Origin of the sequence: Amycolatopsis sp. La24, assembly GCF_029087445.1 — a bacterium.
In the GTDB taxonomy this organism is placed as follows: domain Bacteria; phylum Actinomycetota; class Actinomycetes; order Mycobacteriales; family Pseudonocardiaceae; genus Amycolatopsis; species Amycolatopsis nivea.
The window spans coordinates 1-25,841 of record NZ_JARACH010000038.1 but is presented as its reverse complement, the minus strand read 5'-3'; the positions used below and the strand labels follow the sequence as shown (position 1 = coordinate 25,841).

The window sequence follows — 25,841 nt, the reverse complement described above, 5'->3', positions numbered from 1 at the left end:
CCAAAAACCCCTGAAAGGAACGGAAAAATGTCGCCCACCCTGCGTACCGTCGACGCCTTGGAGTTCGCGGTCGCCGACCTGTCGCTCGCCGCGGCCGGACGCATCCAGCTCGACCTCGCCGAGCACGAAATGCCCGGCCTGATGGCGCTGCGCCGCGAGTTCGCGGACGCCCAGCCGCTCAAGGGCGCGCGCATCGCGGGCTCGCTGCACATGACCGTGCAGACCGCGGTGCTGATCGAAACGCTCGTCGCGCTCGGCGCCGAGGTGCGCTGGGTGTCCTGCAACATCTTCTCCACCCAGGACGAGGCGGCCGCGGCGGTCGTCGTCGGGCCGAACGGCACGCCGGAGCGTCCCGAGGGCACCGCGGTATTCGCGTGGAAGGGCGAGACCCTCGACGAATACTGGTGGTGCACCGACCAGCTTTTCCGTTTTCCCGGCGGCGAACTGCCGAACATGATCCTGGACGACGGCGGCGACGCGACCCTGCTCGTCCACAAGGGAGCCGAGTTCGAGAAGGCGGGCGCGGTGCCCGCCGCGCACGAGGACGACCCGGAGGACTACCGGATCCTGCTGCGCACCCTCGCGGCCAGCCTCGCCGAGGACCCGCAGCGGTTCACGCGGATCGCCGGCGCGATGCGCGGGGTCACCGAGGAGACCACGGCGGGCGTGAACCGGCTGTACCAGCTCGCGGCTACCGGCGAACTGCTGTTCCCGGCGATGAACGTCAACGACTCGGTCACGAAGTCGAAGTTCGACAACAGGTACGGAATCCGCCATTCGCTCCCGGACGGCCTCAACCGCGGCACGGACGTGATGATCGGCGGGAAGTACGCCGTCGTGTGCGGGTACGGCGACGTCGGCAAGGGCGCGGCGGAGGCGCTGCGCGGACAGGGCGCGCGCGTCGTGGTGACCGAGATCGACCCGATCTGCGCGCTGCAGGCCGCGATGGACGGGCTCGACGTGGTCGAACTCGACGACGTCGTGGAGCGCGCCGACATTTTCCTCACCACCACCGGCAACTTCGGGATCATCTCCGCAGCGCAGATGGGGCGGATGAAGCACCAGGCGATCGTGGCGAACGTCGGCCACTTCGACAACGAGATCGACATGGCCGGGCTGGCGAAGGTCCCGGGCATCGTCAAGACCGAGGTCAAACCGCAGGTGCACACGTGGCGGTTCCCGGACGGGCACGCGATCATCGTGCTGTCCGAGGGCAGGCTGATGAACCTCGGCAACGCGACCGGGCACCCGTCGTTCGTGATGTCCGCGTCGTTCGCGAACCAGGTGCTCGCGCAGATCGAACTGTTCGCCAAGCCCGGCGAGTACGCGAACGACGTGTACCGGCTGCCGAAGCACCTGGACGAGAAGGTCGCGCGGCTGCACCTGGACGCGCTCGGCGTCCGGCTGACCAAGCTGAGCAAGGAACAGGCGGAGTACATCGGCGTCGACGTGGACGGACCGTACAAACTGGACCATTACCGCTACTGACCGCGCCGCCGGCCTCGCCGGGAAAAAAGGGGTCCTCCGGCTCCGAGGGGGAGGGAGAGCCGAAGGACCCCCGGTAGTGTTAGCACATCGCCAAGCAGCTTGTACACGGCAAGCTACCCGATCGGGTAAAGCCGCCCCGGCCGCGCAGCGTGGCGGCCGGGGCGCCGGCGACGGTCAGGAAGCCTGCCGCAGCAGGGATTTCTCCGCTCCGGTGCAGGCGCACCCCGCGTCGAGGGTGTGACAGTCGATGATCAGGCCGTGCCGGACCCGGTCCAGGTCGAGGCAGGACGGATCGGTGCACTCGCTGAACCCGCGGTCCGGGTGGACCACCAGGGTGCCGTGACAGTGGTCGATGCCGCTCGTGCAGAACGCGCACTCCATGCTCAGCCGCCTTCCGCTCAGGTATTCGGGTCCCCGGCCCCGTTGCTCCGGGGCCGGACTCCTCCTTGGTACCACTGGAAATCTCGCCGTCGCAGGATACCCGGCGGCGTGTCGGCGCCCCGGTCCGGTGAAGTCCGCCGCAGTCGCTCACCCGGCGTGACGATCGGCATTTTCCGGACGGCAGCAGTGAAATTTCACTGTTCCGCGGCGCGGAACACCCGGCGGCGGACTCAGGCGCTCTTCGGCCGCCGGGCCCGCGACGCCGGTTTCTTCGCCGCCGCCTTGCCGTCGCCGGAGGCCTTCTTCGTCTCCTTGGCGGGCCCGCGGGTCTTCTTCGCCGCCGACACGCTCGCCTCCAGCGCCGCCATCAGGTCGACGACCTCGGCCTTCTCCCCCTGCTTCGGCGCGCCGACCGTCTCGCCGCCGCCCGCCTTCGCCTCGATCATCGCCTCGAGCGCTTCGCGGTAGGAGTCCGAGTACTTCTCCGGTTCGAACACCGGCTCCGACAGCGAGTCGATCAGCGACCCCGCCATCGTCACCTCCTGCGGGCGGACCTGCGGCGGATCCTCGTGCAGGAACGGGAAATCCGGGACCCGGACCTCGTCGGCCCACAGCATCGTGGTCATCACGAGCACGTCGTCCACGACGCGCAGCAGCGCCAGGCTCTCCCGCTGGCGCACGGCGACCTTCGCGATCGCCACGTGGCTCGCCTTCTGCAGCGCGTCGCGCAGCACCACGTACGGCTTCACCGCGTTCTTCTGCGGCTCCAGGTAGTAGGTGCGGTCGAACCGGATCGGGTCGATCGACTCCAGCGGCACGAACTCGAGGACGTCGATCGAACGCTGGGTGGGCAGCGGCAGTTCGGCGAGGTCGGCGTCGGTGATCACGACCATCTCGCCGTCGGGCAGCTCGTAGCCCTTGGCGATGTCGGAGTAGGGCACCTCCTCGCCGTCGATCGAGCAGAACCGCTTGTACTGGATCCGCCCGCCGTCGGCGACGTGCACCTGGCGCAGCGACACGTTCTTGTTCTCGGTCGCCGCGTACAGCTGGATCGGGATGCTGACCAGCCCGAAGGACACCGAGCCCTTCCACATCGACCGCATGCCGCGCACCTCCGCCGTCCGCCGGTACGTATTCACGCTCGGTGACCACCGTAGCCGCGATCGTCCGAATCCGACAGTCCGCGCAGGTCCGGGCCCCTACGCACAGGCGCCGCGCGTGCGCAGCCACTCACCGGCGGCGGTCTCCGGGTCTTGCGTCGGGAAGTCGGGCGCGATCGGGACCGCCCCGTATACCCGCCCGGTCCGGTCTACGTCGGCCACGCTGGACGCGCGACCTCAGCACCGCGACCAGCGGCTCAGCCGGACCGGATTGACCTCGTCCGTGCCCGGGTGCTCGCCCGACCAGGACCGCCCGTCGCGGACGGTCCAGAACTGCGGAGCCAGCCCCGGCCCGGCGAACGAGCCCGCGACGCCGTCCCCCAGCAACGGGGCCAGCACGGTCAGCATCGGCCACATGGTGCCGCCGGTGTCGTCGCGGAGATCGACGATCCATCCGCACGTCGCCTGCGCTTCGACCGCCCGCAGCGCCGCTGCCCCGGCCTGGATGTACCGGCGCTCGCCCGCCGGGTCGGCGATGAGGCCGGGAATCGTCAGCATCGCGACGCCGTTCTCGACCCGGCTCGACGGCACCGCGATCGTCGTCGCGAGCGGTGCCTTCGCTTGCGCGGGGCTGAGCAGTTTCGTGTGCTGATTGCCCAGTTCGGAGATCACCGTCTGGATCGCCGGATAGGTCTCGGAGAAGGTCGAAGCCCCTTCCGCGGCACGCAACGCCTCGGCCTCCGCGCGCGGCCAGTCCACCCGGTCCCGGTCCATCGAATGCGTCCGCAGGAGGTTCAGCGCGCCGAGAAGATACGCTCGCGGCGTCGGCGCCGACGACTGGGCCGCGACCAGTCCGGTGCCGAGCAGCACCAGCACGACGGCCGCGGCCAGCGCTCTTCTCAAGCCGGAGCGCCCGGGAAATGCGGGTTTTCGATCACTCCGACCAGGTTCCCGTCCGGCGCGCGCACCAGTGCGGTGCGGATCCCGCCGCCGAAATCGGTCACCGCTGAGTGTTCGGCCGCGCCCTCCTCGATCAGCTTCGCCACGGCGGCTTCCACGTCGGGCACTGCCCAGTACGTCACCGGACCGTCGCCGTTTTCCGCGCGGCCGTTCGGATCGAGGGCCAGCTCGTAGCCGTGGACGCTGTACCCGACGTAAAACGGCTCGTCGAAATACGGCGGCACCCCGAGCACCCGCGTCCACCACTCCTTGGCCGCGGCCAGATCGGCGGCGGGATACACGATCGTGCGCAAGCCATCGAACATGTGTTCATCCTGGCACAGCGAGAACGCCGTCTCCGCACCTCGACCCGCCCCCTGCGAGAACGCAACTTTTCGCGGTCCGCATAATTTTTCGCATCGCGCAACTTTCGCTGCTACTCTCGACCCGGTGACCACCACCGCACCCCTGGGCCTGCGCGAGCGCAAGAAACGAGCCGCGCGGAGGGCGCTCGCCGAAGCGGCGCTCCGGATCGCGCTCGAGCGGGGCGTCGACCAGTTGCGGGTGGAGGACATCGCGAACGAGGTGGGCGTCTCCCCGCGCACCTTCAACAACTACTTTTCCAGCAAGGAGGAAGCTGTCTGCGCGTTCATCGTCGAACGGCAGGAGAACGTGCGCGAAGCGCTCCTGGCGAGGCCCGCCGACGAGCCGCTGTGGGACGCGGTCGTCAACGCCTCGATCACCCGGTTCAACGAGGACGACCGCCCGAAGCGCGAGCAAGTGCGGCGGGTCCGCGCGCTGATGGAGAACGGCGCGCTGTTCGCCGAGATGCTGCGCGCGTTCGCCACCGTCGAGCGGGTGCTGGCCGACGCCATCGCCGAGCGGGCGGGCGAGCACGCAAATCCGTTGCACGCCCGGCTGATGGCGAGCATTGTGCAGAACGCTTCGCGCATCGCCTTCGAAACCTGGCTCAATTCGGACTACTCCGACGAAGAGTTCGTATCGGCCTTCACCGGCCTCCTGAGGGAGGCCGCCGCCGGGATGCCGGCACTCGCCGCGCCCGCCGCGGCCCGCTAGACCCGAACCGACGCCATTCACTTTTTTGGGGGAGTACCCGACCGTGCTGGTCAAACTGTTGCGCAGCTACCTGCGCCCTTACCGGGCGGCGCTGTGGGTCGTCGTCGCGCTGCAACTGGTGCAGACGATCGCCGCGCTGTACCTGCCCACGCTCAACGCCGACATCATCGACGGCGGCCTCGTCAAAGGCGACACCGGCTACATCGTGAAGATCGGCGGCGTGATGCTGCTGATCACACTGGTGCAGATCGCCGGGTCGATCGGGGCCGTCTACTACGGGTCCCGCACCGCCTCGGCCGTCGGCCGCGACATCCGCGCCGGAGTCTTCCACCGCGTGCAGGCGTTCTCCGCCCGCGAGATCGGGAAGTTCGGCACGCCGTCGCTGATCACCCGCACCACCAACGACGTCCAGCAGATCCAGCTGCTCGCCGCGCTCACCTTCACGCTGATGGTGTCCGCGCCGATCATGTGCGTCGGCGGCATCCTGCTCGCGCTGCAGCAGGACGTCCCGCTGTCGTCGCTGCTCGTCGTCATCGTGCCGGTGCTGGGCGTCGCGATCGGGCTCATCGTCATGCGGATGCGCTCGGCGTTCCGGCTCATGCAGGTGCGCCTCGACCGGATCAACCAGGTCATGCGCGAGCAGATCATGGGCATCCGGGTGATCCGCGCGTTCGTGCGGGACAAGCACGAGCGCGAGCGTTTCGGCCGGGCCAACGACGAGCTGTTCACCGTGTCGCTGCGGGTCGGCAGGCTGATCGCGCTGATGTTCCCCACCGTGATGCTGGTGGTGAACGTGTCGAGCGTCGCCGTGCTGTGGTTCGGCGGGCAGCGGGTCGACAGCGGGGCCATGCAGATCGGCGCGCTCACCGCGTTCCTGGCCTATCTGCTGCAGATCCTGATGGCGGTCATGATGGCCACCTTCATGTTCATGATGGTGCCGCGCGCGGAGGTCAGCGCCGAGCGGATCACCGAGGTGCTGGACACCGAGTCGAGCGTGCGCCCGCCGGACGAGCCGGTCGCGGCCGCGGCCGAGCGCGGTCACCTCGACCTGACCGGCGTCGGATTCCGGTACCCCGGCGCGGAAAAGCCGGTGCTGCACGACGTTTCCCTGTTCGCCCGGCCGGGCGAGACCACCGCGATCATCGGCAGCACGGGCAGCGGCAAGACGACGCTGCTCAACCTCATCCCGCGGCTGATGGACGCCACCGAGGGCTCGGTCCGGGTGGACGGCGTCGACGTGCGCCGGCTCGACCCGACAGTGCTGTCGTCGGTGGTCAGCATGGTGCCGCAGAAGCCGTACCTGTTCGCCGGAACGGTCGCCAGCAACCTCCGCTACGGCAATCCGGACGCGACGGACGAGGAGCTCTGGCACGCGCTGGAAGTCGCGCAGGGCAAGGACTTCGTCGAACGGATGGAACAGGGTCTCGACTCCCCCATCGCCCAGGGCGGCACCAACGTCTCGGGCGGACAGCGGCAGCGGCTCGCGATCGCGCGGATGCTGGTGCACCGGCCGGAGATCTACCTGTTCGACGATTCGTTCAGCGCGCTCGACTACGCCACCGACGCCGCGCTGCGCCGTGCGCTCACCGAAGAAACCCAGGACGCGACGGTCGTCATCGTCGCGCAGCGGGTCAGCACGATCCGCGGCGCGGACCGGATCATCGTGCTCGACGACGGCCGCGTCGTCGGCACCGGAACCCACCACGAGCTGATGGACACCAACGAAACCTATCGGGAAATCGTGCTTTCGCAGCTGACCGAGCAGGAGGCGGCGTGAGCGAGGAAACGAAAACCGCGACCGCGCACGACGACGACGAACCAGCCGCCGTCGCGCGCGACAAGACCCGGCCGCAACCCACAGCGGGACCCGGCCGGATGATGTCCGCGGGCATGCCCGCGGAGAAAGCCCTCGACTTCAAAGGCTCGCTAGCGCGATTGCTGCGGCTGCTTCGCCCGCAACGGGCGGCTCTGACCGGAGTGCTGGTGCTCGGCGCGATCGGCGTCGCGCTGACCGTGCTCGGCCCGAAGGTGCTGGCCCGGGCGACGGACCTGATCTTCGCCGGCGTGACCAGCAGGCATCTGCCCGCGGGCGCGACCAAGGAACAGGTGATCGAGGGCCTGCGGGCGCGCGGGGAGAACACCCTGGCCGACATGTTCACCAGCGTCGACCTGATGCCCGGCCACGGCGTCGACTTCACCGCGGTCGGCCAGGTGCTGATGATCGTACTGGCGCTGTACGTCTTCGCGTCGTTCCTGGGCGTCATCCAGGCGCGGCTCACGACGAACCTGGTGCAGGGCGCGGTGTTCCGGCTGCGCCAGGACATCGAGGAGAAGTTCGCGCGGCTGCCGCTGCGCTACTTCGACCGCCAGCCGCGCGGCGAGGTGCTGAGCCGGGTCACCAACGACATCGACAACCTGGCGCAGTCGCTGCAGCAGACGCTGTCGCAGATCGTCACGTCGCTGTTCACTGTGCTGGGCGTGCTGGTGATGATGTTCGTCATCTCGCCGCTGCTGGGCGCGATCGTGCTGCTGACGGTGCCGGTGTCGGTGTTCGTCGCGGCCAAGATCGGCAAACGCGCGCAGCCGCAGTTCATCCGGCAGTGGTCGACGACCGGGAAGCTCAACGCGCACATCGAGGAGATGTACTCGGGCCACTCGCTGGTGCACGTCTTCGGCCGGGGCAAGGAGGCCGAGGAGGTCTTCCGGCAGCAGAACGAGGCGCTGTACGAGGCGAGCTTCAAGGCGTCGTTCATCTCCGGCACGATCCAGCCGGGCATGATGTTCATCGGCAACCTGAGCTACGTGCTGGTCGCCGTCGTCGGCGCCCTGCGGGTCGCTTCGGGCACGCTGACGCTGGGCGACGTGCAGGCGTTCATCCAGTACTCGCGCCAGTTCAGCCAGCCGGTCACGCAGATCGCGAGCATGGCGAACCTGCTGCAGTCCGGCGTCGCCTCGGCCGAGCGGGTGTTCGCGCTGCTGGACGCCAAGGAGCAGGAACCGGAGCCGGAGCACCCGCAGCGCCCGGAGGTCGTGCGCGGGCAGGTCGAATTCGAGCACGTGTCGTTCCGCTACCTGAAGGACACGCCGCTGATCGAAGACCTGTCGCTGTCGGTCGACCCCGGCCACACGGTCGCGATCGTCGGCCCGACCGGCGCGGGCAAGACCACGCTGGTCAACCTCCTGATGCGCTTCTACGAAATCGACGGCGGCCGGATCACTTTGGACGGCGTCGACATCAAGGCGATGGACCGCGAGGAACTGCGCTCGAAGACGGGCATGGTCCTGCAAGACGCCTGGCTGTTCGGCGGCACGATCGCGGAAAACATCGCGTACGGCGCGGACAACGTGACCCGCGAAGAGGTCATCGAAGCCGCGAAGGCAACCTACGTGGACCGCTTCGTCCGCACCCTCCCCGACGGCTACGACACCGTCCTGGACGACGAGGGCGGCACCGTCAGCGCAGGCGAAAAGCAGCTGATCACCGTCGCCCGAGCCTTCCTGGCAAAGCCGGCGATCCTCATCCTGGACGAGGCGACCAGCTCGGTGGACACCCGCACCGAGGTCCTGATCCAGCACGCCATGAACTCCCTGCGCACCGGCCGCACCAGCTTCGTGATCGCCCACCGCCTGTCCACCATCAGGGACGCAGACGTAATCCTGGTAATGGAAAACGGCAACATCGTAGAACAAGGCAACCACGAAACCCTCATCAACGCAGGCGGCGCCTACTCCCGCCTGTACGCAGCCCAATTCGCAGAAGCCATGGCAGAAACCGAATAAAAAAGCAAACCAACGTACGTGAGGGGAACCCTGAGGGAATCCAATTCCCTCAGGGTTCCCCTCACGGCCCTAAACCGCAGCCAGTGCACCCAACGAGCGAGGCAGGCAATGTCGCCGCCAGGCGACGAGCCGCCCAGCACCCACCCCTCAAATCCGAGGAATATTCCGCAAATTAGACTTAGCCAACTCCAGCATCTTCCCCACTCCCCCACTCAACACAGTCTTACTAGCCGCCAACGCAAACCCCTTAACCTGCGCAGCAGTAATATTAGGCGGAATAGACAACGCATTAGGATCCGTAACCACATCCAGCACCGCAGGCCCGTCATGCGCCAGAATATCCCGGATCCCGTCCCGAACCTCCCCAGGCTTCTCCACCCGCCGCGCATACAACCCAGCCGCCCGGGCAATCCCCGCGAAATCCACCTGATCATGGTCGGTGCCGAACTCCGGCAACCCGTCCACGAGCATCTCCAGCTTCACCATCCCGAGCGAAGAGTTGTTGAACACCACAGCCTTAACGGGCAAGCCATGCGTCTTGAGCGTCAACAACTCCCCCATCAACATCGCCAGCCCGCCATCCCCGCACATAGCGACAACCTGCCGCCCAGGATCAGCAGCCTGCGCCCCAATGGCATGCGGCAACGCATTAGCCATGCTCCCGTGTACAAACGACCCGAGAATCCGCCGCCGCCCATTAGGCGTGATATACCGAGCCGCCCACACATTGCACATCCCAGTGTCCACAGTGAACACCGCATCCTCAGCAGCTTCCTCATCCAGCACGTCGGCGACATACTCCGGATGCAACGGAATGTGCTTCGACACCTCATTGGTGTAAGCATCGACCACCCGCTGCAGCCCCCGCTCATGCTTGCGCAGCATGGCATGCAAGAACGACCGATCACTGCGCTCGCGCAACCGGGGCAGCACCGCCCGGATAGTCGCCCCGACGTCCCCCTGCACCCCGAACTCCAACACTGACCGACGCCCCATCCGCGCCGGATCGATGTCCACCTGCACGGTATTCCGCTGCGGCAGGAAGTTGTCGTACGGAAAGTCCGTACCCAGCAACAACACGAGATCAGCCTCGTGCATCGCCTCGTAACAGGCCCCGTACCCGAGCAACCCGCTCATCCCCACATCGAACGGATTCGAGTACTGCACGAACTCCTTGCCCCGCAACGAATGCCCCACCGGCGCCCCGACCGCCTCCGCGAGCGCGAGCACCTCGTCGTGCGCATTACGACAACCAGCACCCGCCATGATCATCACCTTCTCGGCCCGATCGATCCGATCGGCGAGACGGGCGATGTCAGCCTCGGCAGGCACCACAGCAGGCGGGCTCCCCAGCGAAGCCGATTCCCCGGTGGCGTGCGCTGCAGGCTCATGCGACACGTCGCCAGGCAGCACCAGCACCGCAGCCCCGCGACGCCCGACCGCGTTCTGCACCGCGATCCGCGCCAGCCGCGGCATCTGCTCCGGCGAGCTCACCATCTCGCAGTAGTGCGAGCACTCCGCGAACAGCTGCTGCGGATGCGTCTCCTGGAAGAACCCGGTCCCGATCTGCGTGGACGGAATGTGCGACGCGAGCGCGAGCACCGGCGCGCCCGAGCGGTGCGCGTCGTAAACCCCTTGCAGCAGATGCAGGTTGCCCGGCCCGCAGCTGCCCGCGCACACCGCGAGCCGCCCGGTGAGCTGTGCCTCGGCCGCGGCGGCGAACGCGCCGGCCTCCTCGTTGCGCACGTGCACCCAGTCGATCCCGCCGCGCGCCGAGCCCCCGGTGCGGCGCACCGCGTCCACCACCGGGTTGAGGCTGTCGCCCACCACCCCGTAGATCCGGCGCACCCCGGATTGCACCAGAACGTCGATCAACTGGTCGGCCACCGTCGCCATGCTTCTGCGTCCCTTCGTGAGAGTCCCTTCGCAGTCTGGCACCGATCAGGGGAACCGCCACCGCATTGACAGGTATTGTTGTCAATGGCACGGTGATCGGGACGACCACGAGGAGGGACGCCGCAGATGCCACGCGAGTTCGAGGTGCGCAAAGAGGTTCAGCTGCCCGCGGCGCCCGAGGCCGTGTGGGAGGCCGTCGCGACCGGTCCGGGCATCGACTCGTGGTTCATGGGCCGCCACGAGGTCGACGCCGCGGCGAAGCGGATCCGGTTCAGCCTCGGCGAAATGCGCGCCGAGGCGGAGATCACCGCCTGGGATCCCCCGCGCAGGTTCGCCTACCGGGGCGAAGCCGCCGAGGACGGCACGTTCGACGCGATGGAGTTCCTCGTGGAAGCGGCCGAAGGCGACACTTCCGTACTCCGATTCGTGCACCGCGGGTTCGTCCAGGACGGCTGGGACGACGAGTACCACGAGTCCTTCGCCGTCGGCTGGGAGATGTACCTGCACACGCTCGCCGAACTGCTGGCCCACTTCCCCGGCCGGTTCGCGACGTACGTGACCGCGGACGGCCCGGCCTCGTCGGCGAGCCGCGACGCCTGGCCGAAGCTGCTGGCGGCGCTCGGTTTGCCCGCCGAACCTTCAGCGGGGCAACCGGTCCAGTTCAGCGTCGGCGACGAGGTGGTCGAGGGCGTCCTCGACTACTCGACCCCGAATTACGCCGGAGTCCGCACCGAGGACGCCCTCTACCGGTTCCACGAACGGTCGCTGCTCGGCATGCCGGTCGCGGTCGGACATCACCTGTTCCGGCCGACCGTCGACGAGACCGCCGAAAGCGCGGTCTGGAGCCGCTGGCTCGCCGACGCGCTCAGCTGACGTCAGCGGCGGCGCAGCAGCAACGCCGCGCCGCCGGCCGCCACGAGGACGCCGGCGATCACGTTGCCGATCACCGCGCCGGTCGACGGCAGTGTCTCGTCGCCGTAGCGAAGCAGAAACGGAGACACCGCGGCCCACGCCCCGAGCACGGGCAGCACCCAGGTCAGCGCCTGCGCGCCGGAATCCCGCGCCCGCATGGCAGCGAAAACGACGATCGCCAGCCCGGCGACCGTGTTGCTCACCGCGAGTTCGGCCGCCCCGCCGAAGCGCAGCAGCCACGGCGCGGCGATCAGGTACAGCCCGGCCAGCACAGCGAGGCCCGCTGCGCCCCCGGAGACCGCGGTCTTGCCGGACATCGTGCTGGTGGACATCTGGGATCACCTCAGCAGATCTCGGTTCCACCCCACGGGTACCCAGATTCCGGCCGGGGATTCACGCCCCCGCGGCGGCGCACGCCTCGCGCAGGCCGCTGCGCACCGGGGCCTCGATCCCGGAGACGGCGAAAGCGCGCAGCACGAGCGGTCCGGTCGCCACGATCGAAAGCGCGGGCCGGGCGCGGCTCGTCTCTTCGAGCGCGCGCAGCCCGGCACAGCTCAGATAGCCGACCCGCGACAGGTCCACCACCAGTTTGCCGCCTGCCCCGGAGGCGGCCGAGAGCGCGGAGCGGAACTGCCCCACCGACGCGATGTCGATCTCCCCCGCCGCCGTGACCAGAACGATGTCCCCGTCCCTCCGGCTGGTGAAGACGGTCAGACCGGCAGCCCCGCGAGCACCCATTGGCGGAACGGTACGCGTCCGCGCGGCCCGGGCAAACCGTGCGGCCCCAGGTGGGTGGGGCAATTCACCGGAACGTCACTGGTGCGCCAGCAGCTTGTCCCGCAGCTCCGGCTGACCGGCCAAACCTTCCCGGACCGAGTGGTCGACGAACGGCCGCATCTGCTCGCGCGGAGCGAGCGACCAGTCGAGCGGGCCGAGCGGCGGCTGCGGGTCGTATTCGATGCCGAATTGGACGAGCCGCGCAGTGTCCGCTCCGCGCATCCGCTCCACCAGGTGCAACGCCAGGTCGATGCCCGCCGACACGCCAGCGGCGGTGATCACCGAGCCGGTGTCCGCCCAGCGCTGCCGGACCGGCGTGGCGCCGAACGCGCGCAGGGTCTCCAGGAACGTCCAGTGCGTGGTCGCCTCACGGCCGTCGAGCAGCCCAGCTTGGCCCAGCAGCAGCGAACCGGTGCACACAGAGGTCATCAGCTCGGCGGAGGTCGCGGCGCGGCGGAGATAGCCGATGAGCTTCTCGTCGCCGAGCGCGCGCAGCGTCGGCGCACCGCCGCCGGGGACCAGCACCCACGACGGGTCCGGAACCTGGTCGAAGGTGTGGCTCGGCGCGATCCGCAACGGCGTGTCGGTGCCGGTGGGTTCCAGGGTTTCGCCCACGACCGCCACGCGGGCCGACGGGTCGGCCGCCGCGTAGCCGGCGATCACCTGCAGCGGTCCCACCAGGTCGAGCGGCGTCAGGCCGGGGTAGACGACGAACGCGAAGGTTTTCTGGCTCATGCCGCCACCCTCCCGAGCCCGCGGGCCTCACGGGACACGCGTGTCCGGAATCCTGCGAACCTGGTTGATCCGGCCGGGCGAGCTGCTACGGTGCGGCCATGCCGAGTACCGCCCGGCAGGTCGTGATCCTCGGGTACCCCGACGCCGAACTGCTCGACATCGCCTGCGTGTCCGACGTTTTCGACGCCGCCACCCGGCTCGGCGCGGCCCGGCCCTACGAGGTCCGGCTCGCCACCGTCGACGGGCTCCCCTTCACCTGCCAGTCCGGGCTCACGCTCGCCCCGCACGTCCGGATCGACCAGGTCCGCGGCCCGCTCGACACGTTCGTCGTCGCGGGCGGGCTGGGCCATCTCGCCGCCGCCAAGGACGAGCGGCTGCTCGCCCACGTGCGACGGCTTTCGCAGCAGAGCAAGCGCACGGCGTCGGTCTGCACCGGGGCGACCGTGCTCGCCGCCGCCGGGCTGCTGAGCGGCCGGCGCGCCACCACGCACTGGTCGCACGCGTCGCGGCTCGCCGAGCAATACCCGTCGGTGACCGTGGACCCGGTGCCGCTTTTCGTGCGGCACGGCGACGTCTACACCTCTGCGGGCGTCACCAGCGGGCTCGACCTCACCCTCGCGTTCGTCGAGGAGGACCACGGCCCGACCCTCGCCCGCGAGACCGCCCGATCGCTGGTCACCTACCTGCAGCGGCCCGGAAACCAGGCGCAGGTGAGCATGTTCCTCGCCGGTCCGCCGCCCGAGCACCGGCAGGTCCGCGACCTCACCGCATACGTCGCCGAACACCTCGCCGACGACCTCGGCGCGCACGCGCTCGCGAACCAGGCCGGCATCAGCACCCGCCAGCTGACCCGGCTGTTCGACGCCCATCTCGGCACCACGCCGGGGAAATACGTGCGCACCGTGCGCGCGGAACACGCCGCCCGCCTGCTGTCCGGCACCGACCTCCCGCTCGCCGCGATCGCGCGTCGCTGCGGCTTCGGGTCCACGGAGACGCTCCGGCAAGCGTTCCTGGACCATTTCGACACCCCGCCCTCGGCCTACCGGCGCGTGCACCTGCGTTCTGCGCACGCCTGAACGAAACGCCCGCTTCCTCCCCCACCCGGTACGGGTGAACCGCGAGCCGGGAGGGCAGGATGTCCGCCGTGGCACCGCACGACTACCCCGACCAGGACCCCGACGACACCGGCCCGCTGCCGCGAGTGCCGGGCGAACCCGCGTCCCCGTCCTCCGCCGTGCCACCCGCCGCTCCGCCGCGCGCCCGGCCGGAGGGACCGCGCCGCGTGCGCCGCGCCGACCCCGGGCGACCGGCCGAGCGCCCCGGACGGGCGGCTGAGCCCGGACGACCCGGCAATCCTGAACGCACCGGCGATCCCGGATGGCCGATGGAGCGGTCCGGCAGCCCCGAGCGATCGGCGGACTCTGGCCGACCCGTCGAGCGCAACCCCGAACGATCGGCAGAGTCTGGCCGAGCCGTTGAGCGGTCGGCAGAACCCGGCCGACCGGGTGAGTCCGGGCGGCCGGTCGAGCGCAATCCCGCGCGATCGGCAGAGTCTGGCCAAGCCGTTGAGCGATCAGGCAATCCCGGGCGCACCGGCGAACCGGGACGGCGAGCCGAACGGCCCGGCGAACCCCGCCGCCCGCGCCCCGCCGCGCCACGGCCAGCCCAACCCGGTGCCGCGCGCTCCGCGCAACCGGGCGCCCCGCGCACCGCCGATTCCCGCAGCGGCACCCAGTCCGGCGAACTGCGCCTGCCCCGCCGTTCCGGCGACACCCCACCGCCCGGCACCCGCCGCCGTCCCCCGGCCCGGCCACCGCAGTCCGAAAAGGACAGTCCCGATCCGGCTCCGGCCAAGGAAACCCCGCCGCCCGCCAGGCACGGCCACGGTCATGGACACGGCCACGGCCCGGCCGCCCCGGCGTCGCAGCGGGTCCGCAAACTCCTGATCTGGCTCCTCGCCCCGCTGGCGCTGGCGACCGTCGTCGGCATGATCGTCCTGTACCCGTGGGGCAGTTCGCTGCCGAAAAGCGCGGTGCCGCAAGGCACGCCGGTCCAGGCGGCGATCACGACCGCGACGTCCGGCCCGTGCCTGCAGCCCGGCCAGGTCCAGGTCGGCTCGCAGCCGGACCCGGACACGAAACCGTGCCTCACCGTCGACCTGCAGATGTCCGACGGCCCGGCAGCGGGGAAACCGGTGCGGCTGACCGTCCCGATCGAGCCGAGCACTCCGCGGTTCTCCGCGGGCGACAAGGTCGTGCTCGCCTACAACGGCGGCAATCCGCTCGATCCGCAGTCGTTCACGCTCGTCGATTTCCAGCGCGGCACGCCGCTGGTCCTGCTCGCCGCGCTGTTCGCGGTCGCCGTGCTCGTGCTCGGCCGCTGGCAGGGGCTGGCCGCGCTGGTCGCGCTGGTGCTGAGCTTCGTCGTGATCGTGCTGTTCGTGCTGCCCTCGATCCTCGCCGGGGAGAACCCGCTGGTGGTGGCGATCGCCGGGGCGGGCGCGATCATGTTCCTCGCGCTGTACCTGACGCACGGCCTGTCCGCGAGAACCTCGGTCGCCGTGCTGGGCACCTTGGTCAGCCTCGCGCTGATCGGGATCCTGTCGGCGATCTTCTCCGCCGCCGCGTCGCTCACCGGCCTCGACGACAGCACCACGACGCTGATCGCCTCCCTCGGCCACGGCATCGACGCCAGGGGCCTGCTGCTGGCCGGGATCGTGATCGGCGCGCTGGGCGTGCTCGACGACGTGACGATCACCCAGACCAGCGCGGTCTGGGAACTGCGCCGCGCGAACCCTTCGCTCAGCTGGCGCGAGCTGTACAGCTCGGGGCTGCGGATCGGCCGCGACCACGTCGGCTCCGCGGTGAACACGCTGGTGATGGCCTACGCCGGGGCCGCGCTGCCGGTGATGCTGTACTCCGCGATCTCCGGCGTCGGACTCGGCGCGCTGCTCGGCAGCGAGGACATCGCCGCGGAGATCATCCGGACGCTGGCCGGTTCAGTCGGCATCGTCGCGGCGGTGCCGGTGACGACGGTCCTGGCCGCTTTGATCGCCGCCCGCGAGCCCGTGGAGCACCTCATCAGCACCACCAAACCCGCTGAATCACACTAGCCACACAGGGACTGACCCGGCCGGGCGCGGGCGTCGCGGATGAGGTACGAAGACCGCGACCCCGCACCCGAGGAGGGGCTGTGTTCTCAGCCGTCCTAGCCGGACCCCGAGTCACCGTGCACCTGATCCGCCGCCTGTTGGCGTCGGTGCTGGAAGCGGCCGAAACAGTCCCGCGGATCGCCACCGCACTCGACGAGGTCCTCGCGACCCTGCGCCACCTCGAACGGCTGCTGTCCTACGTCGCCGAAGAACTCCCCGAGCTGACCGACCAGCTGGACCGCATCCGCGCCCGCGTGGACGGCCTGCGGGATCGCGCCGACGTTTGGGATGAGCGGCGGGACAGGCCGCAGGCCCCTCCCGCCGCTCAGCCCAAACGTCGGCATAAAGGCGATCCCGCACGCGACGGCGAAGCCGGCGCCATCAAACACAGCTGGTGAGATCCACTCCCAACTCAACCCCAGCCAACTCAACCCAGCGTGGCCACGAACCGGCTAACTGCCTCCATGGGAAACCGCTGCAAGTACTTCCCCGAAGGAGCCGCCGAAGCCAGCCGGTACAACGGTCGTTCCGCCACCGCGTCCCCGCGAGCCTCCGCCCGCAGTTCCGCCACCAGCAGCTCCGAAAACACCAGCCCGTTCGCCTCGGTGTTGTTCAGCACCGCGTCCGCGAGCCGACGCAGCTGCAGCGCCCCCAGTTCCCGTCCGCCGGTTCCCGAAAACACCGCCAGGTCGAGTTTCACCGCGCGCCGCCGGTGGCCCGCGTTCACCAGCAGCGCCACAGTCCGGGTGCCGCGCACGTCGCTGATCACCACGTCCAGCCTGGGCGCGGAAAGCAGGTCCACCCGCCGGATGCCCCATGTGCGCACCACCAGCGTCGTGCCTTCCAGCCAGATCCGGCGGCGGTACGCGTAGAGCACCACGTAAATCAGCGGCAGCGCGACGACCGCCGCCACGATCAGCCCGGCCAGTTGCCCGCCGATCAGCCCGGCGATCCCGCCGAACGCCGCGGCCAGGATCAGCACGCCGAAGACGCCGGACCACGCGCGGCGGCGGCGCAGTTTCGGTTCGTCGGCGAACAGCGGCAGGCGTTCCGCCGGCTTCTCGGTCACTGCGCGGCTCCCGGCACGAAGGGGTTGGCGGCGCGCTCGCGGCCGATGGTCGTGGCCGGTCCGTGGCCGGGCAGCACGACGGTGTCGTCGGCGAGCGTGAGCAGTGTGCGCAACGAATTCTCCAGGTCGGCGCCGGATCCGCCGGTGCGCCCGACCGATCCGGCGAAAAGCGTGTCCCCCGTGAACACCAGCCTGCCACCCTCGCCGGTCTCGACGGTGAAGGCCACTGAACCCGGCGTGTGCCCGGGAAGCGGGAGGACGCCGAGAGTCAGCCCGGCCGTCTCGATCTCTCCCGGCGCGAGCGGTTCGAAGGGCCCGTCGTACCAGTCGGAGTCGCCCGGATGGAGCCGGACCGGTGCGGCATAAGCGCGCGAAAGCTCGGCGGCCGCGCCGACGTGGTCCGGATGGCCGTGCGTGGCGAGCAGCGCGACCGGCGTCAGGCCGTGCTCCGCCAGCGCTTCGGCCAGCGGCCCGGCGGCCCCCTCGCCCGGGTCGACGACGAGGCACGGACCCCCGGCGGCGGGGGCCAGCAGATAGCAATTCGAACGCAGCGGACCCGCGGCGAACCCGGCGACGAGCACCGAACCCTCCTCCCCGGAAGCGGCCTTGATCACGACCCGGTGAAGACTAGCCGCCCCTGTACGGAGTCCTAACAGGCTGTGCCCATACACTGCCGCTACCTCAGACGTGTGACTTCGAGCGGAAACTGGAGGGCGGGTGGCGACCAACCAGCAGCGCCGAGAAGCCGCAAAGCGCAAACTCGAGCGGCAGCTCGTGCGCCGGGCGGAACAGGCGAAGCGACGCAAGATCGTGGGCGCTGGAGTGGTCGGCGGTGTGGTCCTCATCGTCGCCGGTCTCGTGGTGTGGATCGTGAACAGCGGGGGCAGCGGCGACCAGCAGGCCGCCGCGCCGCCGTCGAGTTCCGCGCCGCCGGTCCCGAGCGTCACGAACATCCCCACCGAGCGCACCGCGCTCCCCAAGCGCCCCAAGGCGCTGCCGAACCCGACGACGTGCTCGTACCCGGCCGACCCGAGCGGCAAGCCGCCGTCGGGCAAGAAGGCGACCGCGCCGGACGGCAAGAACGTGTCCTCGTCCGGGACCGTGAACATCACGATGAAGACCACCCAGGGCGACATCCCGATGACGCTCGACCGCGCGCTCGCGCCGTGCACCGTGCAGGCGTTCGAGGCCCTCGCGAAGCAGGGCTTCTACACCGACACGATCTGCCACCGGCTCGGCGTCACCGACCTGCAGATGCTGCAGTGCGGCGACCCGGACGCGAAGGGCGACGTGACGACCGACGGCCGCGGCGGCCCGGGGTTCACCGTGCCGGACGAGTTCATCGACACCGCGAAGTACGGCCGCGGCATCCTCGCGATGGCCAACACCGGCCAGCCGAACAGCGGCGGCAGCCAGTTCTTCATGGTCTACGGCAACGCGCCGCTGCAGCCGCAGTACACGATCTTCGGCAGCATCTCCGACGAGGGCCTGAAGGTGCTCGACAAGATCGCGAAGAACGGCATCGGCGCGATCGGCCAGGACGGGTCGACCGGCGAGCCCAAGCAGCAGGTCAAGTTCACCGCGGTCACGGTTTCCTGACGTGACCGGCCGGGTCGAGATCGGCGGCGCCGCTCCTGGCACCGCCGATCTCGCGGCCGCGGCGACCAGCTACGGCCATTTCACCGCGATGCAAGTCCGCGACGGGCGCGTGCGCGGCCTCCGCTTCCACCTCGACCGGCTCGCGGCGAACACCCGCGAGGTGTTCGGCAGCGAACTGGACACCGATCTGGTCCGCCGCTACGTCCGGCGGCTCGTCGCCGGTCAGGGCGATTTGTCGGTGCGGGTGATCATTTTCTCGCGCTCGTCTCTGTACGACCCCGCGATGACGCCCGAAATCCTCGTGCGCACCGCGCCGCCGCGCTCGCACGTCGCCACGCCGATGCGGCTGCGATCCGTTTCCTACCAACGGGATCTGCCGCACGTGAAGCATCTCGGCGGCTTCGGCCTGACGCACCATTCGCGCGCGGCCGTCCTCGCCGGTTACGACGACGCGGTGTTCCTCGCCGACGACGGCCGGATCAGCGAGGCGACGATCTGGAACGTCGGCTTCCTGCGCGACGGGACGATCGTGTGGCCGGAAGCCCAGGTGCTGCCGGGAATCACGTACCTGGTGCTGGCGGACCAGCTGCGCGCGGCCGGGGTGCCGCAGGAGACGCGGCCGGTGTACCCGGCGGAACTCCCGGAGTTCGACGCGATGTTCCTGACCAACTCGGCGACGATCGGCCGCCTGGTCGCCTCGGTCGACGACGTGCCGCTGCGCACCTCGCCCACCGCGACCGAACTCCTGACCACGGCCTACGAAGCCGCGCCCTGGGACGAAATCTGACCCAGCCTCACGGCCTCCGGTGCTCCACCCAGACATTCGGCTCGACATACACCGCCGAATCCTGCGCCACCGACACCAGCACCGGACTCAGCGCACCTTCCACAACCACCGGACCATCCGTGTCGAACGGCAGTCCGGTCCACTCCCGCCACTGCGCGAGCGTGCCGGGGATGGTCATCGACACCGGGCAGACCTTCACGATCCGCCCGCCCGCGCGCACGTGCACCCGCAGCCACGCGTCGTAGGGCAGGCCGTCGTCGCGCACCCGGTACGCGTACTCGCTCATCGGAGTCTCGGGTTCGTCCGCCTTCTGCGACGGCCGCACCGGGGCGTAGAGCACGTCGTGTCCGAGGCGGAAAGCGTTGTCCCGCAACGCGTTCACCATCACCGAGGCAAGTCCCGTACCCTGCCGTTCCTTGCGGACGACGATCTCCAGCGCGGTCGCCGCGGTGCGTTCGCGGCCGGCGAGCCGGTCTGCGTGCTGCCAGCGGATCACCTCGTCCCACCCCCCGTCGGGCAGCGTCTCGCGGCCGGGGCCGCCGAACGCGAACGGCGTCGAGTAGGCCTTGGCGACCGGTTCGTCGCCGTCGGTCGCGAGCAGCACGTAGTCGGCGACCGTGTCGAGTTCGCCGTAATACAGGTGCCCGGTCGGGTTGTGCTGCATGAAGACCGGCCACGACCGGTCGAAGTCGGCGTGGTCGGTCGCCCGGAAGATCTCCGGGTTCTGGCTGCGGTGATGGATGGTCAGCGCCACAAGCTTCAGTCTCGCTGAGCCGTCAACGGGTTATTCGTGCCGGTCAGCGGTAGGTGAACTTCGGCGCGCGCCGGTTCAGGAACGCGTCCACGCCCTCCGCGTAGTCCTCCCCGTGCAGAGCAGCGAGCCGGATCTCCTCGACCTCGTCGTCGGTCCGCTCCTGCCCCGCGACGATCTTCTCGATGATCCGGTTCATCCCGCGGACCGAGGCCTGCGACCGCCCGCACAGGGTCTCGGTGAACCGGGCCGTCGCGGAGTCCAGGTCCGCGGCCGGGAAAACGTCGTTGACCAGCCCGATCTCGCGCGCCCGGGTCGCGTCGACCAGTTCGCCGGACAGCAGGAAGTACTTGGCGTTCGCCGGGCCGACCAGCGACACCAGCTGCCGCGTCGAGGCGAAGTGGTAGACGATGCCGAGTTTGGCCGGGGTGATGCCGAAGCGCGCGTCGGCCGCGGCGAACCGGAAATCGCAGGCGACCGAGATCTGGCAGCCGCCGCCGATGCAGTTGCCCTGGACCATCGCGACGGTCGGCTTCCGCATCGCGGTCAGCGCCGCCACCGCGCTGTCGACCGCCTCGTCGTACTTCGCGGCGGCCTCGGCGGTCGAGCGCAGCTCGCGGAACTCGCCGATGTCGGCACCGGCGGAGAAATGCCGTCCGGCCCCGGTCAGCACGAGCACCTTCAGCTCGGGATCGGCCTCGACCTCGGCCGCCACGCCCGGGATCGCCGCCCACATGCCGCGGGTGATCGCGTTCATCTTCTCCGGGCGGGAGAACGTCAGCCGGGCCACGGCGCCGTCGCGGGTGAACTCGAGTCCGTCCGTCATGCCCAGCACCCTAATGCGCCCGCACCGCCGTCCCGCTGTGGGACAGGTCACCGGACTAACCGGACAGCCGCGCGGTCAGCTCGCCCCGGCTGCGCACGCCGACCTTGCCGAACACCGACTTCAGGTGGTCCTGCACGGTGTTCGCCGAGATCCCCAGCCGGACTGCGATGTCCGAAGTAGACAGTCCGGACAGGACTTCCCGGCACACGTCGCGTTCGCGCGCGGTCAGCCGGTACGCCGCGAGCAGCACGTCCAGCAGCTCCCCGCCGGAAGCGCGGCGGATCGTCACGACGAGGTCGCACGCGTCGTCATCGGAGACCAACCTGCTGGCCTGCAACACAATCCAGCCACCGTGCGCGTCGCGGACCCGGGCCCGGAACGTCCCGCTCGCCGCCGCCTGCGCCCCGGTCGCGACCGCGCGCAGCAGCACCGCGAACCGGCCGTCGGCGATCGAGTCCAATTCGGACTCCCACGCGCCGACCCCCTCGGTCGCGCCGCGACGGCGACCGTCCGGACCGACCACGACGATCGCCGGTTCCGCCGCCGGAGCCACCCCTCGCGCCAGCGCGGCCACCCGGGTGGCCGCGGCCAGCGTCGGCCCGATCGACAGCAGGAATTCCACCTCGCGGTCGCTGAACTCGCCACGGCGCACCAGACCCGCCGCGGCCCAGCAGACGCCGTCCGCGCGAAACCCGACGCGCAGTTCGCTCTCCAGCCCGAGCGGCCGCCACACCTGCGTCCACCGGCCGCTGCGCTCGCGTTCGCGGCGCGGCAGGTCGGACAGCCGCGCCACCGGCACGGAACGGCGGGCGAGCTGCGCGAAGGCGTGCGGTTCCGCGCCGTCGTACTCGTACGTCGCCAGCAGCGGTTCGTACTGCCCCGGGATCCGCGCCCGGCCGCTGGTCATCGAGCTGATCACGGCGGTGTCCGGGTCCAGCGACGCCCAGCAGGTCAGTTCGGCGGGCACGATCCGCTCGACCAGTTCGATGGCCGCGCCGTGCAGCTCGGCGACTCCGCGACCGGCCGCGGCGAGAGCCGCCAGCTCCCGCCGCACGCTCCGCGCCCGGCCTTCCCACACCCGACGAAGTATGCGCGCGCTCCTCCCGCGCGGGTATCCCTGAATTCCGGGATGGTCCCGCTCCCCCGGCGTTTCTACCGTCGGCGGCATGACTATCCGCGCAGCGGGCGAAGGCCCGGAACTGGACACGCAAGACTCGACCGCGACGGTGAAAGCGTCCGCCGCGGACACCGGCGGCTACGAACTGTTCGAGATCGACGCCCGGAGCGGCCCCGCCGTCCCGCCGCACGCCGACCCGTGGACGAAGGGCTTCTACGTCCTGTCCGGCCGGATCACCGTCTGCCTCCACGGGGAACTCCACGACCTGGGCCCGGGTTCGTTCGTGCACATCCCGGCAGGCACCCCGAACACCTTCACGGTGCACACGCCGCACGCGAAGTTCCTCGTGCTCACCCCGGACGACGCGATGGGCCGGTTCTTCCGCGAAATCGACGCCACCGTCCCGTCCGGCATCCCGTGGCCCGACGCGGTGCCGCTGCTCGGCGCCATCGCCGCGCGGCACGGGGTCGCCTTCGCGGAGCAGGCGCCGTGAACGCCGCGGTGCAGGTGTTCGCCGGGATCGCCGTTCTGGTGCACCTGCTGGCCTTCGCGTGGGAAGTCCTGCTGTTCGAACGCCCGGGCGTGCACGCGGGCATTTTCCGGATCCCTGCGGAAAACCTGCCCGCCACGCGGCTCTGGTCGTTCAACGTCGGCTGGTACAACCTGTTCCTCGCCGCCGGACCGGCCACCGGACTGGTGCTGCTGCACACCGGCGACACCGCGGGCGGACGGGTGCTCCTGCTCTACAGCTGCGCCTTCATGACACTCGCCGGGATCGCCCTGGGCATATCCGACCTGCTCGCGCTGAGCCGCCCGCGCGGTGCGGGACGCGCCGGGGCGCTCGCCCAGGCACTGCCACCGCTGGCCGCGCTCGTCGCCACGGCGTTCTGACCTACGAAGCCGACGTCACCCGGTACACGTCGTACACACCCTCGACCCCACGCACGACCTTCAGCACGTGCCCGAGATGCTTCGGATCGCCCATCTCGAACGAGAACCGGCTCACCGCCACCCGGTCCCGCGAGGTCGTCACCGAGGCCGACAGGATGTTCACCTTCTCGTCCGCCAGCACCTTCGTGACGTCCGACAGCAGCCGGTGCCGGTCGAGGGCCTCGACCTGGATCGCCACCAGGAACACCGAGGACGACGACGGCGCCCACTCCACCTCGACCAACCGCTCGGGCTGGGTCCGCAGGTCGTCGGCGTTCGTGCAGTCGGTCCGGTGCACGCTCACACCGCCGCCGCGCGTCACGAAGCCGAGGATCTCGTCGCCCGGCACCGGCGTGCAGCAGCGCGCCAGCTTCGCCCAGACGTCGCTCGCGCCCTTCACGATGACGCCCACGTCGTTCGAACCGCGGCGGCGCGTGACCGTGGACGGCGTGGCCCGTTCGGCCAGCTCCTCCTCGGCCTCCTCGACCCCGCCGATCAGCGCGACCAGCCGCTGCACCACGTGCTTCGCGCTCGTGTGGCCCTCGCCGACGGCCGCGTACAGCGACGAAATGTCGCCGTGCCGCAGCTCGGTGGCGACCGAGCCCATCGACTCCGCCGACACGAGCCGCTGGATCGGCAGCCCGACCTTGCGGATCTCCTTGGTGATCGCTTCCTTGCCCGCGTCGATCGCCTCGTCGCGGCGCTCCTTCGCGAACCACTGCCGGATCTTCGCGCGCGCCTTCGGCGAACCGGCGAACTGCAGCCAGTCGCGGCTCGGCCCGGCGCTCTCCGCCTTGGACGTGAAGATCTCGACGACCTCGCCGTTCTCGAGCTTCCGCTCGAGCGCGACCAGCCTGCCGTTCACGCGCGCGCCGATGCAGCGGTGGCCGACCTCGGTGTGCACCGCGTACGCGAAGTCCACCGGCGTCGAATCCGCCGGCAGCGTGATGACGTCGCCCTTCGGCGTGAACACGAAGATCTCGCGCGCGGCGAGTTCGTAGCGCAGCGATTCGAGGAAGTCTCCCGGGTCCGCGGCCTCGCGCTGCCAGTCGAGCAGCTGCCGCATCCACGCGATCTCGTCCAGCTCCATCGCGTTGTTGCTGGCGTGCGTGCCCTTGGTTTCCTTGTACCGCCAGTGCGCGGCGATGCCGTACTCGGCGGTCCGGTGCATGTCGTAGGTGCGGATCTGCACCTCGAGCGGTTTGCCGTCCGGCCCGATCACCGTGGTGTGCAGCGACTGGTAGACGCCGAACCGCGGCTGTGCGATGTAGTCCTTGAACCGCCCGGGGACCGGCTGCCACAGCGCGTGCACCACGCCCATCGCGGCGTAGCAGTCGCGCACGTCCTCGACCAGGATCCGCACGCCGACCAGGTCGTGGATGTCGTCGAGGTCGCGGCCGCGGACGATCATCTTCTGGTGGATCGAGTAGTAGTGCTTCGGCCGTCCCTCGACCTTCGCAGTGATCCGCGACGACACCAGGTTGTTCGTGAGGTCGGCGATCACCTTGCGCAGATAGGTGTCGCGCGAGGGCGCGCGGTCGGCGACCAGCCGCACGATCTCGTCGTACTTCTTCGGCTGCAGGATCGCGAACGCGAGGTCTTCCAGCTCCCACTTCACCGTGGCCATGCCGAGCCGGTGCGCCAGCGGGGCGAGCACTTCGAGCGTTTCGCGCGCCTTGCGGGCCTGCTTCTCCGGCGGCAGGAAGCGCATCGTGCGCATGTTGTGCAGCCGGTCGGCGAGCTTGATGACCAGGACGCGCGGGTCCTTCGCCATCGCGATCACCATTTTGCGGATCGTCTCCGCCTCGGCCGAGGTGCCGAGTTTGACCTTGTCCAGCTTCGTGACGCCGTCGACCAGCTCGCCGACCTTGTCGCCGAAATCGGCCTTGAGCTGTTCCAGGGAGTAGCCGGTGTCTTCCACGGTGTCGTGCAGAAGGGCTGCGACGAGCGTGGTGGTGTCCATACCCAGTTCGGCGAGGATCGTGGCTACCGCGAGGGGGTGGGTGATGTACGGGTCGCCGGACTTGCGGCGTTGTTCGCGGTGGAGTTCTTCGGCTACGTCGTAGGCGCGCTGGAGCTGGCCCAGGTCGGAGTTCGGGTGGAGTTCGCGGTGGATGACCGCCAGGGGCTCGAGGACCTGTTTGACCGGGGCGGCTCGTTGGGCGGTGATCCGCCTGGCCAGGCGGGCGCGGACGCGGCGGGTCGCGGAGGGGTTGGGCGCGGCTCCGTTCGGCCGCCCGGTGTCCGCGGCGGTGGCGCCGTTCCTGGCGGGAGTCGCACCGCCTTTGGCGGGGACGTTGGCGTCGAGCTCTTGGCTCACCCGCACCTCCAGCTGCTTCGTGCGGCCTCGAACCTTCAGGGTAACCGGTTGGTCTTTTGGTCGGGGTGGTGACGGGGTGTTGGGGTGAGTTGTTCGGCTCGTCGCCTGGCGGCGACATCGGCTTTTGGTTGCGTGGGGCACCCCGAAGCTTGATTGTGCTGACGGTTCGGGGGTGCTTGTCAAGGCGGGAAAGATGCCTTGACATT

The 25,841-nt window shown here is 69.9% G+C and carries 26 protein-coding genes; 12 read left to right on the top strand and 14 right to left on the bottom strand.

Going from position 1 to position 25,841, the window contains the following annotated elements; translation table 11 throughout:
• Nucleotides 1-27: 27 nt before the first annotated feature.
• Nucleotides 28-1,488, top strand: coding sequence for an adenosylhomocysteinase (gene ahcY / locus PUT80_RS29605; RefSeq protein ID WP_134727328.1), 1,461 nt, complete (start codon nt 28-30; stop codon nt 1,486-1,488).
• A gap of 174 nt (nt 1,489-1,662) precedes the next feature.
• Here ahcY and PUT80_RS29600 read toward each other — a convergent pair whose 3' ends face one another.
• The 4 genes from PUT80_RS29600 to PUT80_RS29585 all read right to left on the bottom strand — a co-directional run bounded on the left by PUT80_RS29600 (nt 1,663) and on the right by PUT80_RS29585 (nt 4,234).
• A complete protein-coding gene (locus PUT80_RS29600) occupies nt 1,663-1,869 on the bottom strand; it encodes a hypothetical protein (RefSeq protein ID WP_037811335.1) in 207 nt (68 codons plus the stop codon).
• 230 nt (nt 1,870-2,099) lie between these two features.
• On the bottom strand, nt 2,100-2,972 hold the full coding sequence (locus tag PUT80_RS29595) for a Ku protein (protein ID WP_275294164.1): 873 nt from the start codon (nt 2,970-2,972) through the stop codon (nt 2,100-2,102).
• 234 nt (nt 2,973-3,206) lie between these two features.
• Nucleotides 3,207-3,872: a hypothetical protein gene (locus PUT80_RS29590; RefSeq protein ID WP_275294163.1), complete on the bottom strand. Its 666-nt coding sequence runs from the start codon at nt 3,870-3,872 to the stop codon at nt 3,207-3,209.
• Entirely contained in the window at nt 3,869-4,234 is a 366-nt protein-coding gene (locus PUT80_RS29585; protein ID WP_275294162.1) for a VOC family protein, read from the bottom strand. The genes PUT80_RS29590 and PUT80_RS29585 overlap by 4 nt, the downstream gene beginning before the upstream one ends.
• 124 nt (nt 4,235-4,358) lie before the next feature.
• Here PUT80_RS29585 and PUT80_RS29580 point away from each other — a divergent pair, with 124 nt between their 5' ends.
• From PUT80_RS29580 to PUT80_RS29570, 3 genes are all read left to right on the top strand, one after another.
• The gene (locus tag PUT80_RS29580) at nt 4,359-4,985 is read left to right on the top strand and encodes a TetR family transcriptional regulator (RefSeq protein WP_037811329.1); all 627 of its coding nucleotides are present in this window, start codon (nt 4,359-4,361) and stop codon (nt 4,983-4,985) included.
• Nucleotides 4,986-5,028: 43 nt separating this feature from the next.
• On the top strand, nt 5,029-6,762 hold the full coding sequence (locus PUT80_RS29575; protein ID WP_134661795.1) for an ABC transporter ATP-binding protein: 1,734 nt from the start codon (nt 5,029-5,031) through the stop codon (nt 6,760-6,762).
• A 113-nt stretch (nt 6,763-6,875) separates the two neighbouring features.
• Nucleotides 6,876-8,765: an ABC transporter ATP-binding protein gene (locus PUT80_RS29570; protein WP_205669803.1), complete on the top strand. Its 1,890-nt coding sequence runs from the start codon at nt 6,876-6,878 to the stop codon at nt 8,763-8,765.
• 147 nt (nt 8,766-8,912) lie between these two features.
• Here PUT80_RS29570 and PUT80_RS29565 read toward each other — a convergent pair whose 3' ends face one another.
• A complete protein-coding gene (locus PUT80_RS29565; RefSeq protein ID WP_037811325.1) occupies nt 8,913-10,661 on the bottom strand; it encodes a pyruvate dehydrogenase in 1,749 nt (582 codons plus the stop codon).
• 126 nt (nt 10,662-10,787) lie between these two features.
• On the opposite strand from PUT80_RS29565, the gene PUT80_RS29560 reads away from it, so the two are divergent.
• On the top strand, nt 10,788-11,534 hold the full coding sequence (locus tag PUT80_RS29560; RefSeq protein WP_275294161.1) for an SRPBCC domain-containing protein: 747 nt from the start codon (nt 10,788-10,790) through the stop codon (nt 11,532-11,534).
• 2 nt (nt 11,535-11,536) lie between these two features.
• On the opposite strand, the gene PUT80_RS29555 is transcribed toward PUT80_RS29560, so the two are convergent.
• The 3 genes from PUT80_RS29555 to PUT80_RS29545 form a co-directional block, all read right to left on the bottom strand.
• Complete coding sequence (locus tag PUT80_RS29555) at nt 11,537-11,905, bottom strand: SPW repeat protein (RefSeq protein ID WP_037811323.1); 369 nt, start codon at nt 11,903-11,905, stop codon at nt 11,537-11,539.
• A gap of 61 nt (nt 11,906-11,966) precedes the next feature.
• Nucleotides 11,967-12,311 carry an STAS domain-containing protein gene (locus PUT80_RS29550; RefSeq protein ID WP_037811322.1) on the bottom strand — a complete coding sequence of 115 codons (345 nt, stop codon included), beginning with the start codon at nt 12,309-12,311 and terminating at the stop codon, nt 11,967-11,969.
• A 75-nt stretch (nt 12,312-12,386) separates the two neighbouring features.
• The gene (locus PUT80_RS29545) at nt 12,387-13,085 is read right to left on the bottom strand and encodes a DJ-1/PfpI family protein (RefSeq protein ID WP_275294160.1); all 699 of its coding nucleotides are present in this window, start codon (nt 13,083-13,085) and stop codon (nt 12,387-12,389) included.
• Nucleotides 13,086-13,183: 98 nt separating this feature from the next.
• Between PUT80_RS29545 and PUT80_RS29540 the strand changes: the two genes are divergently transcribed.
• The 3 genes from PUT80_RS29540 to PUT80_RS29530 all read left to right on the top strand — a co-directional run bounded on the left by PUT80_RS29540 (nt 13,184) and on the right by PUT80_RS29530 (nt 16,634).
• Nucleotides 13,184-14,161 carry a helix-turn-helix domain-containing protein gene (locus PUT80_RS29540; protein ID WP_275294159.1) on the top strand — a complete coding sequence of 326 codons (978 nt, stop codon included), beginning with the start codon at nt 13,184-13,186 and terminating at the stop codon, nt 14,159-14,161.
• 668 nt (nt 14,162-14,829) lie between these two features.
• Nucleotides 14,830-16,197, top strand: coding sequence for a YibE/F family protein (locus PUT80_RS29535; protein ID WP_275294188.1), 1,368 nt, complete (start codon nt 14,830-14,832; stop codon nt 16,195-16,197).
• Between the two features lie 80 nt (nt 16,198-16,277).
• Nucleotides 16,278-16,634 (top strand): hypothetical protein, encoded by a 357-nt coding sequence (locus PUT80_RS29530; protein WP_275294158.1) that lies wholly within the window; start codon nt 16,278-16,280, stop codon nt 16,632-16,634.
• Between the two features lie 29 nt (nt 16,635-16,663).
• On the opposite strand, the gene PUT80_RS29525 is transcribed toward PUT80_RS29530, so the two are convergent.
• Together PUT80_RS29525 and PUT80_RS29520 are read right to left on the bottom strand one after the other, a co-directional pair.
• A complete protein-coding gene (locus tag PUT80_RS29525) occupies nt 16,664-17,305 on the bottom strand; it encodes a hypothetical protein (RefSeq protein ID WP_043830008.1) in 642 nt (213 codons plus the stop codon).
• On the bottom strand, nt 17,302-17,886 hold the full coding sequence (locus PUT80_RS29520) for an MBL fold metallo-hydrolase (RefSeq protein ID WP_275294187.1): 585 nt from the start codon (nt 17,884-17,886) through the stop codon (nt 17,302-17,304). The genes PUT80_RS29525 and PUT80_RS29520 overlap by 4 nt, the downstream gene beginning before the upstream one ends.
• Nucleotides 17,887-18,022: 136 nt before the next feature.
• On the opposite strand from PUT80_RS29520, the gene PUT80_RS29515 reads away from it, so the two are divergent.
• Complete coding sequence (locus PUT80_RS29515) at nt 18,023-18,904, top strand: peptidylprolyl isomerase (RefSeq protein WP_043830009.1); 882 nt, start codon at nt 18,023-18,025, stop codon at nt 18,902-18,904.
• Between the two features lies 1 nt (nt 18,905).
• Entirely contained in the window at nt 18,906-19,691 is a 786-nt protein-coding gene (locus tag PUT80_RS29510; protein WP_275294157.1) for an aminotransferase class IV, read from the top strand.
• 7 nt (nt 19,692-19,698) lie between these two features.
• Here PUT80_RS29510 and PUT80_RS29505 read toward each other — a convergent pair whose 3' ends face one another.
• The 3 genes from PUT80_RS29505 to PUT80_RS29495 are packed head-to-tail and all read right to left on the bottom strand — an operon-like array spanning nt 19,699 to nt 22,346.
• A complete protein-coding gene (locus PUT80_RS29505; RefSeq protein WP_275294156.1) occupies nt 19,699-20,445 on the bottom strand; it encodes an N-acetyltransferase in 747 nt (248 codons plus the stop codon).
• A 43-nt stretch (nt 20,446-20,488) separates the two neighbouring features.
• Nucleotides 20,489-21,268: an enoyl-CoA hydratase-related protein gene (locus tag PUT80_RS29500; protein WP_275294155.1), complete on the bottom strand. Its 780-nt coding sequence runs from the start codon at nt 21,266-21,268 to the stop codon at nt 20,489-20,491.
• A gap of 55 nt (nt 21,269-21,323) precedes the next feature.
• Nucleotides 21,324-22,346, bottom strand: a complete 1,023-nt coding sequence (locus PUT80_RS29495) for a helix-turn-helix transcriptional regulator (RefSeq protein WP_275294154.1) — start codon at nt 22,344-22,346, stop codon at nt 21,324-21,326.
• Nucleotides 22,347-22,434: 88 nt separating this feature from the next.
• Between PUT80_RS29495 and PUT80_RS29490 the strand changes: the two genes are divergently transcribed.
• On the top strand, nt 22,435-22,878 hold the full coding sequence (locus tag PUT80_RS29490) for a cupin domain-containing protein (RefSeq protein WP_275294153.1): 444 nt from the start codon (nt 22,435-22,437) through the stop codon (nt 22,876-22,878).
• Complete coding sequence (locus tag PUT80_RS29485; RefSeq protein WP_275294152.1) at nt 22,875-23,276, top strand: DUF1304 domain-containing protein; 402 nt, start codon at nt 22,875-22,877, stop codon at nt 23,274-23,276. Before PUT80_RS29490 ends, PUT80_RS29485 begins: the two co-directional genes overlap by 4 nt.
• Before the next feature lies 1 nt (nt 23,277).
• On the opposite strand, the gene PUT80_RS29480 is transcribed toward PUT80_RS29485, so the two are convergent.
• Nucleotides 23,278-25,635 (bottom strand): bifunctional (p)ppGpp synthetase/guanosine-3',5'-bis(diphosphate) 3'-pyrophosphohydrolase, encoded by a 2,358-nt coding sequence (locus PUT80_RS29480; protein ID WP_134661805.1) that lies wholly within the window; start codon nt 25,633-25,635, stop codon nt 23,278-23,280.
• Nucleotides 25,636-25,841 lie beyond the last annotated feature (206 nt).

What these genes read in the sequence shown, in the direction of transcription:
- ahcY (WP_134727328.1), top strand. Translation starts at nt 28, where the DNA reads ATGTCGCCCACCCTGCGTACCGTCGACGCCTTGGAGTTCGCGGTCGCC.
- PUT80_RS29600 (WP_037811335.1), bottom strand. Translation starts at nt 1,869, where the DNA reads ATGGAGTGCGCGTTCTGCACGAGCGGCATCGACCACTGTCACGGCACC.
- PUT80_RS29595 (WP_275294164.1), bottom strand. Translation starts at nt 2,972, where the DNA reads ATGCGGTCGATGTGGAAGGGCTCGGTGTCCTTCGGGCTGGTCAGCATC.
- PUT80_RS29585 (WP_275294162.1), bottom strand. Translation starts at nt 4,234, where the DNA reads ATGTTCGATGGCTTGCGCACGATCGTGTATCCCGCCGCCGATCTGGCC.
- PUT80_RS29570 (WP_205669803.1), top strand. Translation starts at nt 6,876, where the DNA reads ATGCCCGCGGAGAAAGCCCTCGACTTCAAAGGCTCGCTAGCGCGATTG.
- PUT80_RS29565 (WP_037811325.1), bottom strand. Translation starts at nt 10,661, where the DNA reads ATGGCGACGGTGGCCGACCAGTTGATCGACGTTCTGGTGCAATCCGGG.
- PUT80_RS29560 (WP_275294161.1), top strand. Translation starts at nt 10,788, where the DNA reads ATGCCACGCGAGTTCGAGGTGCGCAAAGAGGTTCAGCTGCCCGCGGCG.
- PUT80_RS29555 (WP_037811323.1), bottom strand. Translation starts at nt 11,905, where the DNA reads ATGTCCACCAGCACGATGTCCGGCAAGACCGCGGTCTCCGGGGGCGCA.
- PUT80_RS29550 (WP_037811322.1), bottom strand. Translation starts at nt 12,311, where the DNA reads ATGGGTGCTCGCGGGGCTGCCGGTCTGACCGTCTTCACCAGCCGGAGG.
- PUT80_RS29545 (WP_275294160.1), bottom strand. Translation starts at nt 13,085, where the DNA reads ATGAGCCAGAAAACCTTCGCGTTCGTCGTCTACCCCGGCCTGACGCCG.
- PUT80_RS29540 (WP_275294159.1), top strand. Translation starts at nt 13,184, where the DNA reads ATGCCGAGTACCGCCCGGCAGGTCGTGATCCTCGGGTACCCCGACGCC.
- PUT80_RS29500 (WP_275294155.1), bottom strand. Translation starts at nt 21,268, where the DNA reads ATGACGGACGGACTCGAGTTCACCCGCGACGGCGCCGTGGCCCGGCTG.
- PUT80_RS29490 (WP_275294153.1), top strand. Translation starts at nt 22,435, where the DNA reads ATGACTATCCGCGCAGCGGGCGAAGGCCCGGAACTGGACACGCAAGAC.